At 68.1% G+C, this 15,549-nt stretch carries 15 protein-coding genes and 1 pseudogene; 8 read left to right on the forward strand and 8 right to left on the reverse strand.

Annotation, left to right across the window (positions count from 1 at the left end; translation table 11 throughout):
• The 4 genes and pseudogenes from LQV16_RS20400 to LQV16_RS20415 all read left to right on the forward strand — a co-directional run.
• Window positions 1–209, forward strand: a pseudogene (locus tag LQV16_RS20400) (mycothiol conjugate amidase Mca); the annotation flags it as partial.
• Between the two features lie 90 nt (window positions 210–299).
• The gene (locus LQV16_RS20405; RefSeq protein WP_229995685.1) at window positions 300–665 is read left to right on the forward strand and encodes a hypothetical protein; all 366 of its coding nucleotides are present in this window, start codon (window positions 300–302) and stop codon (window positions 663–665) included.
• Window positions 643–2,859 carry a thioredoxin domain-containing protein gene (locus tag LQV16_RS20410; protein WP_229995686.1) on the forward strand — a complete coding sequence of 739 codons (2,217 nt, stop codon included), beginning with the start codon at window positions 643–645 and terminating at the stop codon, window positions 2,857–2,859. Before LQV16_RS20405 ends, LQV16_RS20410 begins: the two co-directional genes overlap by 23 nt.
• Entirely contained in the window at window positions 2,856–3,521 is a 666-nt protein-coding gene (locus LQV16_RS20415) for an HAD family hydrolase (protein WP_229995687.1), read from the forward strand. Before LQV16_RS20410 ends, LQV16_RS20415 begins: the two co-directional genes overlap by 4 nt.
• A gap of 156 nt (window positions 3,522–3,677) precedes the next feature.
• Here the strand turns inward: LQV16_RS20415 and LQV16_RS20420 are convergent, their stop codons facing one another.
• Entirely contained in the window at window positions 3,678–4,394 is a 717-nt protein-coding gene (locus tag LQV16_RS20420; RefSeq protein WP_229995688.1) for a hemolysin III family protein, read from the reverse strand.
• 154 nt (window positions 4,395–4,548) lie between these two features.
• Here LQV16_RS20420 and LQV16_RS20425 point away from each other — a divergent pair, with 154 nt between their 5' ends.
• Window positions 4,549–5,310 (forward strand): isoprenyl transferase, encoded by a 762-nt coding sequence (locus LQV16_RS20425; protein WP_229995699.1) that lies wholly within the window; start codon window positions 4,549–4,551, stop codon window positions 5,308–5,310.
• A gap of 233 nt (window positions 5,311–5,543) precedes the next feature.
• On the forward strand, window positions 5,544–6,983 hold the full coding sequence (locus tag LQV16_RS20430; protein ID WP_229995689.1) for a PhoH family protein: 1,440 nt from the start codon (window positions 5,544–5,546) through the stop codon (window positions 6,981–6,983).
• 436 nt (window positions 6,984–7,419) lie between these two features.
• Here the strand turns inward: LQV16_RS20430 and LQV16_RS20435 are convergent, their stop codons facing one another.
• Together LQV16_RS20435 and LQV16_RS20440 are read right to left on the reverse strand one after the other, a co-directional pair.
• Entirely contained in the window at window positions 7,420–8,070 is a 651-nt protein-coding gene (locus LQV16_RS20435; RefSeq protein WP_229995690.1) for a GNAT family protein, read from the reverse strand.
• 48 nt (window positions 8,071–8,118) lie between these two features.
• Window positions 8,119–8,943 (reverse strand): hypothetical protein, encoded by an 825-nt coding sequence (locus LQV16_RS20440; protein ID WP_229995691.1) that lies wholly within the window; start codon window positions 8,941–8,943, stop codon window positions 8,119–8,121.
• Window positions 8,944–9,001: 58 nt separating this feature from the next.
• Between LQV16_RS20440 and LQV16_RS20445 the strand changes: the two genes are divergently transcribed.
• On the forward strand, window positions 9,002–9,559 hold the full coding sequence (locus LQV16_RS20445) for an A24 family peptidase (protein ID WP_229995692.1): 558 nt from the start codon (window positions 9,002–9,004) through the stop codon (window positions 9,557–9,559).
• 11 nt (window positions 9,560–9,570) lie between these two features.
• On the forward strand, window positions 9,571–10,041 hold the full coding sequence (locus LQV16_RS20450) for an NUDIX domain-containing protein (RefSeq protein WP_229995693.1): 471 nt from the start codon (window positions 9,571–9,573) through the stop codon (window positions 10,039–10,041).
• A 136-nt stretch (window positions 10,042–10,177) separates the two neighbouring features.
• Here the strand turns inward: LQV16_RS20450 and LQV16_RS20455 are convergent, their stop codons facing one another.
• The 5 genes from LQV16_RS20455 to LQV16_RS20475 form a co-directional block, all read right to left on the reverse strand.
• Window positions 10,178–11,902 (reverse strand): MDR family MFS transporter, encoded by a 1,725-nt coding sequence (locus LQV16_RS20455; RefSeq protein ID WP_229995694.1) that lies wholly within the window; start codon window positions 11,900–11,902, stop codon window positions 10,178–10,180.
• The gene (locus LQV16_RS20460; RefSeq protein ID WP_229995695.1) at window positions 11,899–12,615 is read right to left on the reverse strand and encodes a TetR/AcrR family transcriptional regulator; all 717 of its coding nucleotides are present in this window, start codon (window positions 12,613–12,615) and stop codon (window positions 11,899–11,901) included. The genes LQV16_RS20455 and LQV16_RS20460 overlap by 4 nt, the downstream gene beginning before the upstream one ends.
• Before the next feature lie 178 nt (window positions 12,616–12,793).
• Window positions 12,794–14,230 carry a class II fumarate hydratase gene (locus LQV16_RS20465; protein WP_229995696.1) on the reverse strand — a complete coding sequence of 479 codons (1,437 nt, stop codon included), beginning with the start codon at window positions 14,228–14,230 and terminating at the stop codon, window positions 12,794–12,796.
• A gap of 71 nt (window positions 14,231–14,301) precedes the next feature.
• A complete protein-coding gene (locus tag LQV16_RS20470; RefSeq protein WP_229995697.1) occupies window positions 14,302–14,916 on the reverse strand; it encodes a carbonic anhydrase in 615 nt (204 codons plus the stop codon).
• Between the two features lie 9 nt (window positions 14,917–14,925).
• Window positions 14,926–15,549, reverse strand: a 624-nt coding sequence (locus LQV16_RS20475) for a DUF4245 domain-containing protein (protein WP_229995698.1), incomplete at its 5' end; no start/stop codon positions are given.

Genomic DNA, 15,549 nt, shown 5'->3' on the forward strand with positions numbered 1-15,549 from the left:
CCACCACCCAGATCGAGTGCGGGGACTTCTTCGAAGCCCGCGACGACGCGCTCCGCTCCCACCGCACCCAGGTGGACCCGGAAGGATTCTTCTTCGCGGTCTCCGCGGCCATGCAGCGCAAGGCCTGGCCGTGGGAGGACTACTCCCTGATCGAGTCCAGGATCCCGGCGGAACTGCCCGAAACGGACCTCTTCGCCGGGCTAAGATAGAGACGAAAGGGCTCTTCTATCCCGCGTAGAAAAGACGCGGTAGAAAAGGCGCCGTAGAAAAGACACCAGTTTCCACAGAAGGTTTTCACCGTGCACTCCTTGCTCATCGCTCTGGCAACAACCCCGGCGCCGACCCCAACGCCGTCGCTGCGCCCGGGCCTGTCCGAGGACCAGGTCACCCCGGGTCTGCTGGGCTTCCTGCTGACCGCCTTCATCGTGGTGTTGACCGCGCTGCTGATCGTTGACATGGTGCGGCGTATCCGCCGGGTCCGCTACCGTGCCCAGGTGGAGGCCGAGCGGGCGGCCGCCGAGGAAGCATCCGGGGAAGCAGGGGCCCCGGGCGGCGTGTTCCCTGCCGACGGCGCCGCCTTCCGCGCTGACGGCACGGCGTTGCCCGCCGACGGCGGGGTTTCCCGGCCGGAAGTCAACGGCGATGCGGGACCCGGAAACCGCTGACGGCGGTTCCCCCAACCCGCTGTCCGGGGCCTCGAATGCCCTGGCGGCGGAACCCTCTGCGTACCTGCGCCAGCACGCTGGCAACCCAGTGCACTGGCAGCCGTTCGGTGACGCGGCCTTCGCCGCAGCGACCGCCCGGGACGTGCCGGTGTTCCTCTCAATCGGCTACGCGGCCTGCCACTGGTGCCACGTCATGGCGCATGAATCCTTCGAGGACCAAGGCACCGCCGACTACCTGAACGCCCACTTCGTCTCCATCAAGGTGGACCGCGAGGAGCGCCCCGACGTCGACGCCGTCTACATGGCCGCCACGCAGGCGATCAGCGGCGAGGGCGGCTGGCCGATGTCCGTTTTCCTCCTGCCCGATGGCCGGGCCTTCCATGCCGGGACCTACTTCCCGCCCCGGCCCATGCCGGGCCGTCCGTCCTTCCGGCAGGTCCTTGAGGCCGTGAGCGAGGCCTGGACGGAACGCCGCGGCGCCGTCGAGGCCAACGCAGCCACCCTGGCGCGCGGCATCGCCGCGTCCCAACCGGCCGCCGCCCTGCGCCTTGACGGGCCGCCCGAGCCCCTGGACGCCGCGCTCCTGGGCGTTGCCGTTGCCTCCCTGTCCGGCTCCGAGGACGAGGCCTATGGCGGTTTTGGCGGGGCGCCGAAGTTCCCGCCCGCGGCCGTGCTCGAATTCCTGATCCGGCACGCCGCGGTGCCCTCGACAGCCGCGGCCCCGGACACCGCCGCCGCGGCCCGTGACATGGCCGGGCGGACCCTTGCGGCCATGTCCCGCTCGGCGTTGTTCGACCAGCTCGACGGCGGCTTCGCCCGCTATTCGGTGACCCGCGACTGGTCCGTTCCACATTTCGAGAAGATGCTCTACGACAACGCCCAGTTGCTGCGCGTCTATGCCCACTGGGTCCGGCTGGGCGGCACGCCCGAGTACCCGGCGGCCGAGGCCGCAAGGATCGCCGGGCACACCGCCGACTGGCTCCTGGCCCGCCTCGGGCTGACGCCTGATCCTGCAACAGGCCCCGCGACGGGCCCTGCAACGGACCCGGACGCGGGGGTCGTGGCCCTGGCGTCGTCCCTGGACGCCGATACGGTCGTCGACGGCGTGCACGCCGAGGGGGCCAGCTACCTGTGGACCCCCGAGGAGCTCAAGGCGCTCCTGGGACCGGCCGACGGCGCCGCCGTGGCGGCCCTCATGAACGTCCGCACGCCCGGAAGCGTGAGCGCCGACGGTTCGCCGCTGCATCCGGGCCGGGCGGTAACCGGCGGGGACGCCGCGCTATGGCAGCGGGCGGGGCCGCTGCTGGCGCAGGCGCGCAACGGACGGCCCCAGCCCGGCCGGGATGACAAGGTGGTGGCCGGCTGGAACGGGCTCGCCGTCGCGGCCCTCGCCGACGCCGGTGCCGTCCTGGCCCGTCCTGAGCTTGTGGACGCCGCGGAACGGATCGCGGACTACCTTGAACGCGTGCACTGGCGGCCGGCGGACGGCCCCGGCAGGCTCATGCGCGTTTCCCACGACGGGGCGGCGCGCGGAATCGGCGGCTTGCTGGAGGACTACGCCTTCTGCGCCGAGGGGCTGTTCGCGCTCTATGGGGTTACCGGGCACACCCGCTGGTATGAGCTGGCCGAGGCCATCCTGGAGGCTGCCTGCGGGCGGTTCGCAGCCGACGGCAGCCTGAGGGACGCGGCCGGGGAGTCGGTGCAGGTCACGGCCGCCCAGGGCGGCCGGGACGGTCTGGAGCTGTTCGACAGTGCCACCCCCAGCGGCGCCGCCGCACTGGCCGGTGCCCTGCTGACCCACTCGGCCCTGTCCGGCTCTTCCGAACACCGCACCCTGGCGGCCAACATCCTCGCCCTGCTGCTGCCTCCGCTCGCGGTCCGGGCGCCCCGCGCTGCCGGCTGGCTGCTCGCGACCGCCCAGGCCGCCCTCGCCGGTCCGGTCGAGGCCGCCGTCGCCGGGCCGGACATCCCGGATCGGGCCGCGCTGCACCGGGAGCTGCTGCTCTCGGCCAGCCCCGGGCTGGTGATCGCGGTCCAGGACGACGGCGCCGCCCGGCCAGTGCCGCTGCTGCGGGGCCGCGGCGCGGGTCCGGACGGTGGCCCACAGGTGTTCCTGTGCCGTGGCATGGTCTGTGACCTACCGACGGGTTCGGTCGAAGAGATGCGCGAGCGGCTGGCTAGGATGTCCTCATGACTGGTCCGGACGGTTTTGAGCTGGTGGTGTTCGATTGCGACGGGGTGCTGGTTGATTCCGAGGTGATCGCCATCCGGGTGGACCAGCGCGTGCTGGCAGATCTTGGCTGGGACCTGGAACTCGAGGAAATCGTGGAACGGTTCGTCGGAAAGTCCGAGGCGCACTTTGTCGCCGCGGTTGAACAACAGCTCGGTGTCCGGCTGGCCGACGGCTGGGACCAGGACTACGGGCGCTGGTACCAGGAGGCGTTTGAGCGCGACCTCGAAGCGGTCGACGGCATCGAGGAGGCACTGGACCGGCTGTCCCTGCCGCATTGTGTGGCCTCCAGCGGCAGCCACGACAAGATGCACCGGACCCTTGGCAAGACCGGGCTGCTGCCCCGCTTCCAGGGCCGCATTTACAGCGCCACGGAGGTCGCCAACGGCAAACCGGCCCCGGACCTGTTCCTCCACGCCGCCGCAAGCCTCAACACCGCGCCCGGACGCTGCGCCGTCGTCGAGGACAGTGCCTACGGCGTCCAGGCCGCCCGGGCGGCCGGAATGCACGTTTTCGCGTACGCCGGGGGTGTCACGCCGGCCGCGCGCCTGGCCGGTCCCGGGACCACCGTCTTTTCAGACATGCGGCGTCTCCCCGAGCTCATCGCGGCAGGGCGGCACGGCTGAGCCGGCCCTCGACGCTGAAATTCCCCACCTTTGAAGTCGGCGCCCGGCGTGTCGGGCCGAACCGCCGGTGAGCCGCGGCGTCCCTGCCTCAAAGGTGGGGAGAATCCGCGGGGTGCCGAGAGCCAGTGGCAGTCCTGAGCCCAAGGCCCGGCGGAGTCAGCCCAGGACCGCGATGGCAATGGCGATGTAGTGCGCGGCGAAGGCAAAGACCGTCAGGGCATGGAAGAGTTCGTGGAAGCCGAAGTGCTCGTAACTGAAGTTTGGTTTCTTCAGCGCATAGAAGACAGCCCCGGTGATGTACAGGACGCCGCCGACGCAGATCAGCACCGCCGAGGCAACATTGGCGGCGAAGAAGTCCGGAAGATAGAACAGCGACCCGCAGCCCAGCGCGATGTAGATCGGCACGTAGAGCCACCGCGGGGCGTCGGTCCACAGCAGGCGGAACAGCACGCCGAGGATGGCACCGGACCAGATGACCCACAACAGCACTTCGGCCTTCTGCCGGTCCAGCAGGGCCCAGGCGAGCGGCGTGTAGCTTCCGGCGATCACCAGCATGATGTTCGTGTGGTCCAGCCGCTTCAGGACGATCTTCACGCGCGGTGACCAGTTCCCGCGGTGATAGACGGCGCTGACGCCGAACAGCAGGACCCCGGTGACGGCATAGACGGCGCAGGCGACCTTCAGGTCCGGCGGCGCCAGGATCACCAGCACCAGCCCGGCGGCCAGCGCCAGCGGAGCGGTCACGGTGTGGATCCAGCCTCGCCATTTGGGCTTGATCATCAGCAGTTCGGCAAGTCTCACCGCGGCGTCGTCCACCGGGGTTCCCCGTTTCGGCGGAGGCTCCGGCCGGGGCTCAAGACTGTTGCTTTCCATGCCGCAATAATAACCTACGCCCTAGTAAGTTACCGGCGAGTAACAAACACTCCGGGGCTGCCTGGTGGCGGACCTGCACCCGGCAAGGCCCGCCGGCAGGTAGCCTAGGATGTGCACTGAACAAGTACCTCAAGGAAGCCAGGTGAACCTCCGGATGGAAATGCCCGGGCTCCTCTACGGCTTTTACGAGCGCAAACTGCAGCGCTCCCTCGACCCGGAGCGGATCCCCCGCCACGTCGGCGTCATGGTCGACGGGAACCGGCGCTGGGCCCGCCAGTTCAACGCCCCCACAAGCCAGGGACACCAGGCCGGCGCGGACAAGATCCACGAATTCCTCGGCTGGTGCCAGGAGTTGGGCATCAAGGTGGTCACCTTGTACATGCTCTCCACGGACAACATGAACCGCTCCGGCGAGGAACTCGACCTCCTGATGGGTATCATCGCCAACACCCTGGACCGGCTGGACGAGGACGCCAACATTTCGGTGCACGCCATGGGCGCCCCCGAACTGCTGCCGGACTATCTCGCCGAGCGGTTGAACAAGCTCACGGCGCGCACGCCCGCGCACGAAAGGCTGCACGTCAATGTCGCCGTCGGCTACGGCGGACGGCGGGAGATTGTCGACGCCGTCCGGGAACTGCTGCACGACGCCGTCGCCCGGGGTGCGGACATCGGAAAACTGGCCGACGATCTCACCGTGGATGACATCTCCCGCTTCCTCTACACTCGGGGCCAGCCGGATCCTGAGCTGGTGATCCGGACCTCCGGGGAACAGCGGCTGTCCGGGTTCCTCATGTGGCAAAGCGCGTACAGTGAGTTCTACTTCTGCGAGGCCTTGTGGCCGGCGTTCCGCAAGGTTGATTTCCTGCGCGCCCTGCGCGATTACGCCGGCAGGCAGCGCCGCTTCGGCGCCTGAGCCGTTCACGCGGAGTTCACAAGAAAGCAACAAGAATCGCCGGAAAATAATCGGACAAAACCACTCCCGGAGACGTACGTTAATCCCATCGGCGGGCAATTCGCCGGCCGATCGGGGAGGCCAGTACATGGAGCGGATTTTCGCACCGGGTGTATGGGAGGCCGCGTCCGGCCTCCAGGCCGAGCCGCCTCACCAATAACAATTCCGGGCATTGCCCCGGGGCTGGAGTCGATGTGGCTATTTCTGAGCAACTGCCCGACGTCATTTCCGATCAGGGACAGAAAGCTACCTCTCGCGCCAAGCGAGCCACCTCAAAGACCGGTGCAGCAGATTCCGCTGCGGCCGGTCTTGCTGTTTCCGGGGAAGGAACAGGGAGCCGGGGCACGGCCCGCAGTTTCGTGATCGACACCTCCGTGCTGCTCTCCGATCCGCGGGCCCTCCTGCGCTTCGCCGAGCATGAGGTCATCCTGCCGATTGTCGTCATCACCGAGCTCGAAGGAAAGCGCCACGACCCGGAGCTGGGTTACTTCGCGCGCAAGGCGCTCCGGCTGCTCGATGACCTGCGGCTCGAGCACGGCGGCCTGGACCGTCCCATCCCGCTTGGCCCCGACGGCGGCACGCTCATGGTGGAGCTGAACCACATCTCCGCCGAGGTGCTGCCCGCCGGCTTCCGCGGGGTGGATAATGACAGCCGCATCCTCGCGGTGGCCAAGAACCTGGCCAACGAGGGCCGCGACGTGACGGTGGTGTCCAAGGACCTGCCGATGCGCGTCAAGGCCTCCGCGATGGGGCTGCTGGCCGACGAATACCGCAATGAACTCGTCAAGGACTCCGGCTGGACCGGCGTCGCGGAGCTGGACGCGGGTGAGGACGAGGTTGCGACCCTCTACGGGCACGAGCCGGTTTTCATCCCGGCCGCGGCCGAGATGCCGACCAACACCGGGCTGGTCCTGCTTTCCAGCCGCGGCTCGGCCCTCGGGCGGGTAGGGGCGGACAAGCAGGTCCGGCTCGTCAAGGGCGACCGCGACGTCTTCGGGCTCCACGGCCGCTCGGCCGAGCAGCGGCTGGCGATCGACCTCCTGATGGACCCGTCGGTCGGCATCGTGTCCCTCGGCGGCCGCGCCGGCACGGGCAAGTCCGCGCTGGCCCTGTGCGCCGGGCTCGAAGCCGTCCTGGAGCGCCGGGAACACCGCAAGGTGATCGTCTTCCGGCCCCTGTACGCGGTGGGCGGCCAGGAGCTGGGCTACCTGCCCGGATCCGAAGCGGAAAAGATGAACCCCTGGGCGCAGGCCGTCTTTGACACCCTGGGCGCGCTGGTCAGCCAGGAGGTCGTGGAGGAAGTGATGGACCGGGGCATGCTTGAGGTCATGCCGCTGACCCACATCCGCGGACGCTCGCTGCACGACGCGTTCGTGATCGTCGACGAGGCGCAGTCGCTGGAGAAGAATGTGCTGCTGACGGTGATGAGCCGGATCGGGCAGAACTCGAAGATTGTCCTCACGCACGACGTCGCCCAGCGGGACAACCTGCGGGTCGGACGGCACGACGGCGTGGCGGCCGTCGTCGAGACGCTGAAAGGGCACCCGCTGTTCGGCCACATCACGCTCACCCGCTCGGAGCGTTCGCCGATCGCGGCACTGGTGACGGAGCTGCTGGAGGGGGCAGAGATCTAAGCCCGTTCCGGTTTGGGGCCGTGGTCCGGTTTTGCCGGGCCACGGCCCTTCGCCGTTGTTGGGTTGCCGGGGTTGGCTGCCGGGCCACGGCCTTTCGCCGTCGCTTAGACACGTCGCATGGGACCCGCTGCGGTCGCTGGGCGACCTCCGGGGCCCGATGCGCCGCGATGCGCTCCTCTACGAAAGACCGCGTCCCGGCACTTCTTTCGCTGTTGGCTGGCTGCCTTCTCGCGAGGGTGACCTTAGCGGGGCTGCGGTGTCCCGCTAAGGAGCGCATCGCCGACCAAAGCGAAGCGAAGGTCGCCCAGCGACCGCAGCGTAGCGACGGGAGGTGTCTAAGCGACGGCGGGTTGCCGCGGGCCCGGCAAACCCAACCACGGCAACACAGCGACGGGAGGTGTCTAAGCGACGGCGGGTCGCCGCGGGCCCGATTGGGCTATTTCTTGATGCCCAGGTACTTCGCTGTGGCGTCGTGGCCCTGTACCTGCAGCTGCCAGTCCGGGCGTTTGAAGGTGGCGGGGGTGAGGCGGACGTTTTGGACCTCCTGGGCCTTGCCGCCCCACACGGCGCGGGTGACGCCGTTGAGCTCGTAGCCGAGGGAACGTGAGACGCCCAGGGACTGCTGGTTCCAGGCGGCGGCCTCGGATTCCGCCACTTCTGCGCCGAGCCAGTCGAAGGCATAGAGGGCGACGGCGGCCCGCATCTCCTTGCCGAGGCCGCGGCCTTGGGCGCTCTGGCGGAGCCAGGAGCCCGTGGTGACCGTCTTCCGCGTGGCGAAGTCCTTGGCCGCGATGTCCTGGCAGCCAATGAACTCGCCGTCGTGCCAGATGCCGAGCAGCAGGGTCCAATCCCGGGGGCTCATGCTGCCGCGGCACCGCCAGTACCACTGCGCCATGTTGGTTCCGAGCTCGTTGGGCGGGGCTTCGGTCCAGGGGTTGCTGAACGGGTTCCGGCCCGGCTCGTGAACGCCGCCCAGGGAGGCCTCGACCGCGGCCGGAATTTCCTCGTCGCGGATGGGGCGCAGCTCCAGGTGCGGCGTGGTCAGGGTCAGGCCGAAAGGGGGCCAGTAGTCGGCAGGTCCAGTCATCGCAGGAAGCCTAACGGTGCCGGCGGCCGGATGCCAGTCACAGACCGGCTATTCCGCGGGAACGTCCCAGCTGATGTGGCGACGGACGTCGGTGAGGTTCATCGATTCGGCGAGGAACAGGTCATCGAGCATGTATTCGTCCACGCCCAGGATCCTGAGCCAGTGGCCGTAGCCGGCCGGCCCGTCGCCGGCTCCCGGCTCGTCCAGCCAGCGGCTCGCAACGCAGACGCCCGTGCCGGCGTCGATCCTCAGCAGCGTGCGTCCGGGCCGGCAGAGCGGGGCAGCCGGATCGGCTGGGCGGTACGAGGGGTTCGGGCTGACCGTGGTTTCCAGGGCGGGCCGGCCCTCGTGGTCAACCTCCGTGATGGGGCCAAGCTCCACGGCGTTGGCGTTGGGGAACTCCAGCGGGACAGGGGAGTTGCCTGCGAGCTCCACCGGGTCCAGGGCTGCGGCGAACCGGCCGTTCCCGAAGGACGGCTCGCCGTAGGCTGCCTCCGGGCGGCGGCGCACCAGGCCGTCGTCGTCGTACACCGGGGTGACCAGATGCGGCGGCAGGAGCCAGGTCTTCCTCGTGGAACTGACATAGAAGCCGCCGCGTGAATCGTTGATGCCGGTGGTGCTGGCGATCACCAGCCCGTCGGCGGTCTCCAGCCGCAAGGCGCCGGGCCTGCGCAGCCACGCCCTGATGAGGCCGTCGGGCAGGGCCGTAGGGGAGCTTGCGGAACTCGTGAGCGGCCGGTCCAGGTACTCGAACCTCAGTGACTGCCACTTCCAGGGCGAGGACCGGCACAGGTGCCGGAAGGCCGCAGCCGGATTCGCCGGGCCGCGGGGCGCGAGCGGCCCGCGCCCGTTCCTGCTGTCCCATGCGGCCATATCCACAGTTTACGCGCGGGGACCGCCGGGCCGGACGAATATCCAGTAGCATCCGAGAGTGATCGAACGACTCGGCACCCTGGGCGCCGCCAACCCGCTGGCCTTCTGGCTTGCCCTGGCCGCGTGCGCCTATTTCTTTGTGATGGCCATCCGGCTCACCGTCATCGATGTCCGGCACCACCTGCTCCCGGACAGGATTGTGTTTCCGTCCTATGCGATCGCCGGAGTCCTCCTGCTGGGCGCGGCCGCCAGCCAGCTGCTTCCCGGCGGCCAGGACGTTGCCGGCACGGCGGACGCCGGAGTGTTCGGTGTGCCGGGGCTGCGTGTCCTCGCCGGCGGGGCGGCCCTCTGGCTCTTCTACTTCCTCCTGCACGCGGTGTATCCGCCGGGAATGGGATTCGGCGACGTGAAGCTCGCAGGCGTCCTGGGAATGTACCTGGGATTCCTGGGCTGGGGGCACGTCATGGCCGGGACCTTTGCCGCGTTCGTCCTCGGCGGGCTGTGGAGCCTCGGAATACTCGCGGCGCGGCGCGGCAATTTGCAGTCGGCCATTCCCTTCGGGCCGTTCATGCTGGCCGGCACGGCGGCCGCCATGCTGCTGATTCCGGCCAGTTAGGCCGACACGGCATGGCCACCCCGGATTTCATCCTGAAACTGCGCGAGAAGATCGGACACGAGGCCCTCTGGCTGCCCGGCGTCAGGGCAGTGGTGTTCGACGGCGCCGGCCGGGTCCTGCTCGGCCAGCGCGCCGATAACCGGCAGTGGGGCCTGATCACCGGGATCCTGGAACCGGGCGAGGACCCGGCGCCGGGCCTGCTGCGGGAGATCCTCGAAGAGACCGGCGTGGTGGCCGCGGTGCAACGGCTGGTGTCGGTGGATGCTGTGGGTCCGGTCCGCTATCCCAACGGCGACGTGTGCCAGTTCCTGACCCTGGTGTTCCGCTGCCGTTTCGTCTCGGGAGAGGCCAGGGTCAACGACGACGAATCCCTCGACGTCGGATGGTTCCATCCGGAGGACTTCCCGGAGCTCATGCCCGGGCATCTGGAGATGATCCGGCGGGCCGCCGACCCCGCCGGCGACGTCCACTACCGCCGCTGACCCCACACCGGGCTGCCGGCCCTGACCGGCCCGGCACGCAGCAGGGGCGCCGCAACCCCCAAAGATTGCGGCGTCCCTGGCTGGCGCTGGCCGGCACCCGCTGGCGGGCGCCGGCGGGCGGGCCGAAACCGGACCGTCAGCCGCGCAGGCTGGTGAACGCGTCGTCGCGGCTGGGCTCGTCGGCGTTGCTGTGCGCGGCGGGCCCTTCCGGCTCGTCGCGGTTCGGGTCCTCCGAGCTTTCGGTGCCGTGGCGGGCTGCCGCCCGTTCCGCCTCGAGCCGCTCGGCTTCCTCTCCGCCGACTGCTTCTCCGCGGGCCACCATGCCGGCGGTGTCCGAGAGCGGGATCTGCTTGAGGGTCAGGGCCAGGATCAGGGCGATGCCCAGGAACGGCAGCAGGTACCAGAAGACCGGGGCCAGCGAGTCCGCGTAGGCGTTGACGATCGCATCCTTGAGCTGCGCCGGGAGTTGGCTGAGCATCTGCGGGTCCATCGTCCGGGTGGACTGCGACGCCTGCTCAGCGGACGCCCCCGCGCCGGTGAAGGCGTTCGTCAGGGACTCGGAGAGCCGGGTGGTGAAGATGGAGCCGAACACTGCGACGCCGAGGGATGCGCCGACCTCACGGAAGTAGTTGTTGGTGCTCGTTGCCGTGCCGATCTGGTCTGCAGGCACGGAGTTCTGCACCACGAGGACAATCACCTGCATGATCGAGCCCAGGCCGGCGCCGAAGATGAACAGCTGCACGCAGATGACCCAGATGGGGGTGGCAGCCGTGAGCGTGGTCAACCACAGCATTGCCGCGATGGTCAGGGTGGCACCGAGGACCGGGAACAGCTTGTACTTGCCGGTCTTGGAGATGCGGATGCCGGAGAAGATGGCCATGCCCATGAGCCCTACCATCATGGGCAGCATCAGCAGGCCGGATTCGGCGGCGGAGGTCCCGGAGGACATCTGCAGGAAGGTCGGGACGAAGGCGATCGCCGCGAACATGCCCAGGCCCAGGGTGAAGCCGATGGCGGTGGAGTTCACGAAGATGCGGTTCTTGAACAGGCTCAACGGAATGATGGGGTCCTCGGCCCGGCGTTCCACCAGGACGAAGGCGGTTGCGGCGAGCACCAGCCCGGCGCCGAAGGCCCACGTCAGCGGCGAATCCCAGCCCTCGTCTTTTTTGCCGCCGAAGTCGGTGAAGAAAATCAGGCACGTGGTGGCCGCGGAGAGCAGCAGCACGCCCAGGATGTCGATCCGTTTCTCGGCCTTCTTGTTGGGCAGCGTCAGGGTGAACCAGGCAATGGTGAACGCGGCGATGCCGATCGGGATGTTGATGTAGAAGGCCCATTCCCAGGTCAGGTGGTCCACGAAGAAACCGCCCAGCAGGGGCCCGGCGACGGCGGAGAGGCCGAAGATGGCACCCAGCGGGCCCATGTACTTGCCGCGCTCCTTGGCCGGAACGATGTCGGCGATGATGGCCTGGGACAGAATCATCAGGCCGCCGCCGCCGAGACCCTGGACGGCACGGAAGATCACGAAGCCCCAGAAGTCCGTGGCGAGGGCGCAGCCGACGGAGGCGAGCGTGAAGAGTCCGATGGCGACGAGGAACAGGTTCCGGCGCCCCAGGATATCGCCGAACTTTCCGTAGATCGGCATGACGATGGTGGTGGCCAGCAGGTAGGCCGTGGTGATCCAGGCCTGGTGTTCCACGCCGCCGAGCTTGCCGACGATCGTGGGCATGGCGGTGGACACGATGGTCTGGTCAAGGCTGGAGAGCAGCATGCCCGCGATGAGGGCGGAGAAGATGATCCAGATGCGTTTCTGGGTCAGCAGCAGCGGCTCGGCTGCTGGTTTGGTGCTGACGGCGGCGCTCATTGCGCTCCTTCGGAAGGGTTGAACTGGGCAGTGTCGGAGTAAGCGGTCCCGGAGCCGGAGGTATCGGATGGGGACATGGTGAACGGCAGGGAGAAGAGTGTGCGGGCGGCGGCAATGTTTTCCAGCAACATGGCCCTGTACGGGCGGGTGTTGCCTTCGGAGAAGTAGTCGGCGCTGGTTTTCCGGGCAACGTTGCCCAGGAGGACAACGGCCATGCGGACCACGGGATGGTCGGCAGCGACGCCTTCCCTGGCCGCGAGCAGCCGGGCGAACTCTGCCTCGCGTTCCTCGGTGGCGCCGATGATCCGGAGCATCAGCTGCGGCTCCTTCTTGATCACGCCGATCAGCTGGCGGGTCTCTTCCTCGGAACCGCTCATCCGTTCGGACAGATCGAGGGACAGCCGCACGAGGTCGTCGAGGAGTGAGGCCGATATTTCGCCGGGAGGCGATCCTGCGCCGCCTGCCATGAACCGTGCCACCACCCCTTCCGGAAAATCGTCATCGACGTGGCCGAGGATCGCGTCTTCCTTGGCGGGGAAGTAGTTGAAGAAGGTCCGGCGGGAGATGCCCGCCCGCTCGCAGACTTCCTCCACGGTGTAGCCGCTGAGGCCGCGTTCGGCGGTCAGGGAACGCGCGACGGCGGTGATGCTCGCCCGTGTTGCGGCCCGCTTGCGCTCGCGGAGGCCCCCCGTGTTAGTTGCACTGTTTTCCATAGAGTGTATTTTTGCACTTATTACCTAATAGTGCAAAAGATGGCCGTTGCCGACGGACGGGCACGAGCGGGGAACCGCCCCGATTCCAGGGTGCAGACATGCCGGCGGCCGGCACCCTTCCAGGAAAGGTGCCGGCCGCGGATGGTCCCAACAGGGGGGGCGTCGCCGCCCGGAGCCGCTACGCCTTGTGCGGCGGGCGCGTCATGGACATGACGTCCAGGGCCGTGTCCAGCTGCTCCTCGGTCAGTTCGCCGCGCTCGAGGAAGCCCATGGAGACGACGGTTTCGCGGATGGTCAGGCCCTCGGCCACGGCCTTCTTGGCGATCTTCGCGGCGTTCTCGTAACCGATGAACTTGTTCAGCGGGGTCACGATCGACGGCGAGGCCTCCGCGAGGAAGCGGGCGCGCTCCACGTTGGCGGTGATGCCGTCGATCATCTTGTCGGCCATGACGCGGCTGGTGTTGGCCAGCAGGCGCACGGATTCAAGGAGGTTGGCGGCCATGACCGGGATGCCGACGTTGAGTTCGAATGCGCCGTTGGTGCCGGACCACGCGATGGCGGTGTCGTTGCCGATCACCTGGGCGCAAACCATGATGGAAGCTTCGCAGATGACCGGGTTGACCTTGCCGGGCATGATCGAGGAGCCGGGCTGCAGGTCCGGGATCGCGATTTCGCCGAGGCCGGTGTTGGGGCCGGAGCCCATCCAGCGCAGGTCGTTGTTGATCTTCATGAAGGAGATCGCAATATTGCGCAGCTGGCTGGAGGCTTCGATGAGCCCGTCCCGGTTGGCCTGGGCCTCGAAGTGGTCGCGGGCCTCGGTCAGGGGCAGCCCGGTGTCGGCCGCCAGCAGTTCGATCACGCGCTCGGGGAAGCCGGCCGGCGTGTTGATGCCGGTGCCCACAGCGGTTCCGCCAAGCGGGACCTCGGCGACGCGGGGGAGGGAGGCATTGATGCGCTCGATGCCGTAGCGGACCTGGGCGGCGTAGCCGCCAAATTCCTGGCCCAGGGTGACGGGGGTGGCGTCCATGAGGTGCGTGCGGCCGGACTTCACGACGTCCTTGAATTCGGCAGCCTTGCGCTCCAGCGACCCGGCCAGGTAGCCGAGGGCCGGGATCAGGTCATTGATCAGCGCGGACGTGGCGGCAACGTGCACGGAGGTCGGGAAGACGTCGTTGGAGGACTGTGAAGCGTTGACGTGGTCGTTCGGGTGGACAACTTTGTCACTGCCGGCGGACTTGAGGGCCCGCGAGGCGAGCTCGGCGATGACCTCGTTGGTGTTCATGTTCGAGGACGTGCCGGACCCGGTCTGGAAGACGTCAATCGGGAAGTCGCCGTCGTACTTGCCCGCCGCGACCTGGTCGGCGGCGTCGGCGATCGCCTGGGCGAGCTCGCCGTCGAGCACCCCCAGTTCGGCGTTCGCCTGGGCGGCAGCCTTCTTCACCCGGGCCAGGGCTTCGATGTGGGCGCGCTCCAGGGTCTTGCCCGAGATCGGGAAGTTCTCGACTGCACGCTGCGTCTGTGCGCGGTACAGGGCGTTCACGGGAACGCGGACTTCGCCCATCGTGTCGTGTTCAATGCGGAACTCTTCGGTGTTCAACTCATCTGTGGAAGTCATGGGGCTAGCTTATTGGGAGTGGGAGTCCCATCGAAAACCGTGAACGGCCTGCAAGGGCCGGGCGCCGGGGTTTATAGCCGGCCGATGCTGGAGACGAGGTCGGCCCTGCCGTCATTAAGGCTGTATGCGAGACCGATCACGGCAGTGCGGCCGCTGTCGATGGCGCCCGAAATCACCCGGGAACTGTCCACGAGCCTCTGCGAGGTCTGCTTGACGTTTTCGACCACCATGTCGTTGATGTCGGTCTGATTGTTACGCAGCGAGGTCAGTACGGACGGGGTGATCCGCTCCACCAGGCTGCGCATGAATCCGACCGGCATCTGACCTGTTTCAACGGCCGCCTTGGTCACGGTGACGGCACCGCAGTTGTCGTGGCCCAGGACGACGATCAGCGGGACGTCCAGTTCGCTGACGCTGTATTCCAGCGAGCCGAGCACGGCATCGTCGATCACCTGGCCGGCGGTGCGGACGACAAATGCGTCCCCGAGGCCCAGGTCGAAGATGATTTCGGCGGCGAGCCTGGAGTCGGCGCAGCCGAAGATGACGGCGAAGGGGTGCTGGTTTTCTACCAGCGACGAGCGCCGCGACGCGTCCTGGTTGGGGTGTGATGACGTGCCGGCGACAAAACGCTTGTTGCCTTCACGGAGACGTTGCCAGGCGAGCGCGGGAGTCAGATAAGTAGCCACGTGGCCACTTTACGGTGAAGGGGTGGCCGAAGGGGAAACTGTTGCGCCCGGCGTGCTGGACCGTGCCCCGGCGGGAGGATTGCTTTCAAGCGACTTCACCACTGCGTCGGCCAGGGTGGAGAACTCCTCCAGCGTCGCGGATCCGGACAGGATCACGGTGGTGCCGCGTTCGGTCAGCACCATGGATTTCTCGCCCTTGCCGGTGTCACGCAGTTCCCAGTCCCGGCTGCCCGCGTTACGGGTGCCGGTTACCGGCGCGTTGTTGGTCTGCTGCAGCAGCCACGTGGGGTTGGCCTCGCGGGCCTGCACCAGGGCGATGAAGGATTCCTTGGGCGTCAGATACCCGACTTCCCAGGCGGGGACGCCGCTGCCGGCGCTGGACTGCCAGCGGGCGTAGTTGGCGCGAAATGTGTCGCCGGTATCGGCCGCCACAGGTGTGAACCCCGCCACACCCGCGGCGTTCTGTGCGATGGCACTGACGTTGATGTTGGGCCGGTAGCCGTCGGCCTTGGGGGAGGGGTTCATGAGGACGATCGGCAGGAACGCGGCGATGCTCACCACCAGGGCGATGATCATGCCCATGACGGAGGCGTTGGCGCGTTTGGCCGCCGCGGCGGCGATGACGGGCTTCAC

The organism is Arthrobacter sp. Bi26 (genome assembly GCF_918697925.1).
Taxonomy (GTDB): Bacteria; Actinomycetota; Actinomycetes; order Actinomycetales; family Micrococcaceae; genus Arthrobacter.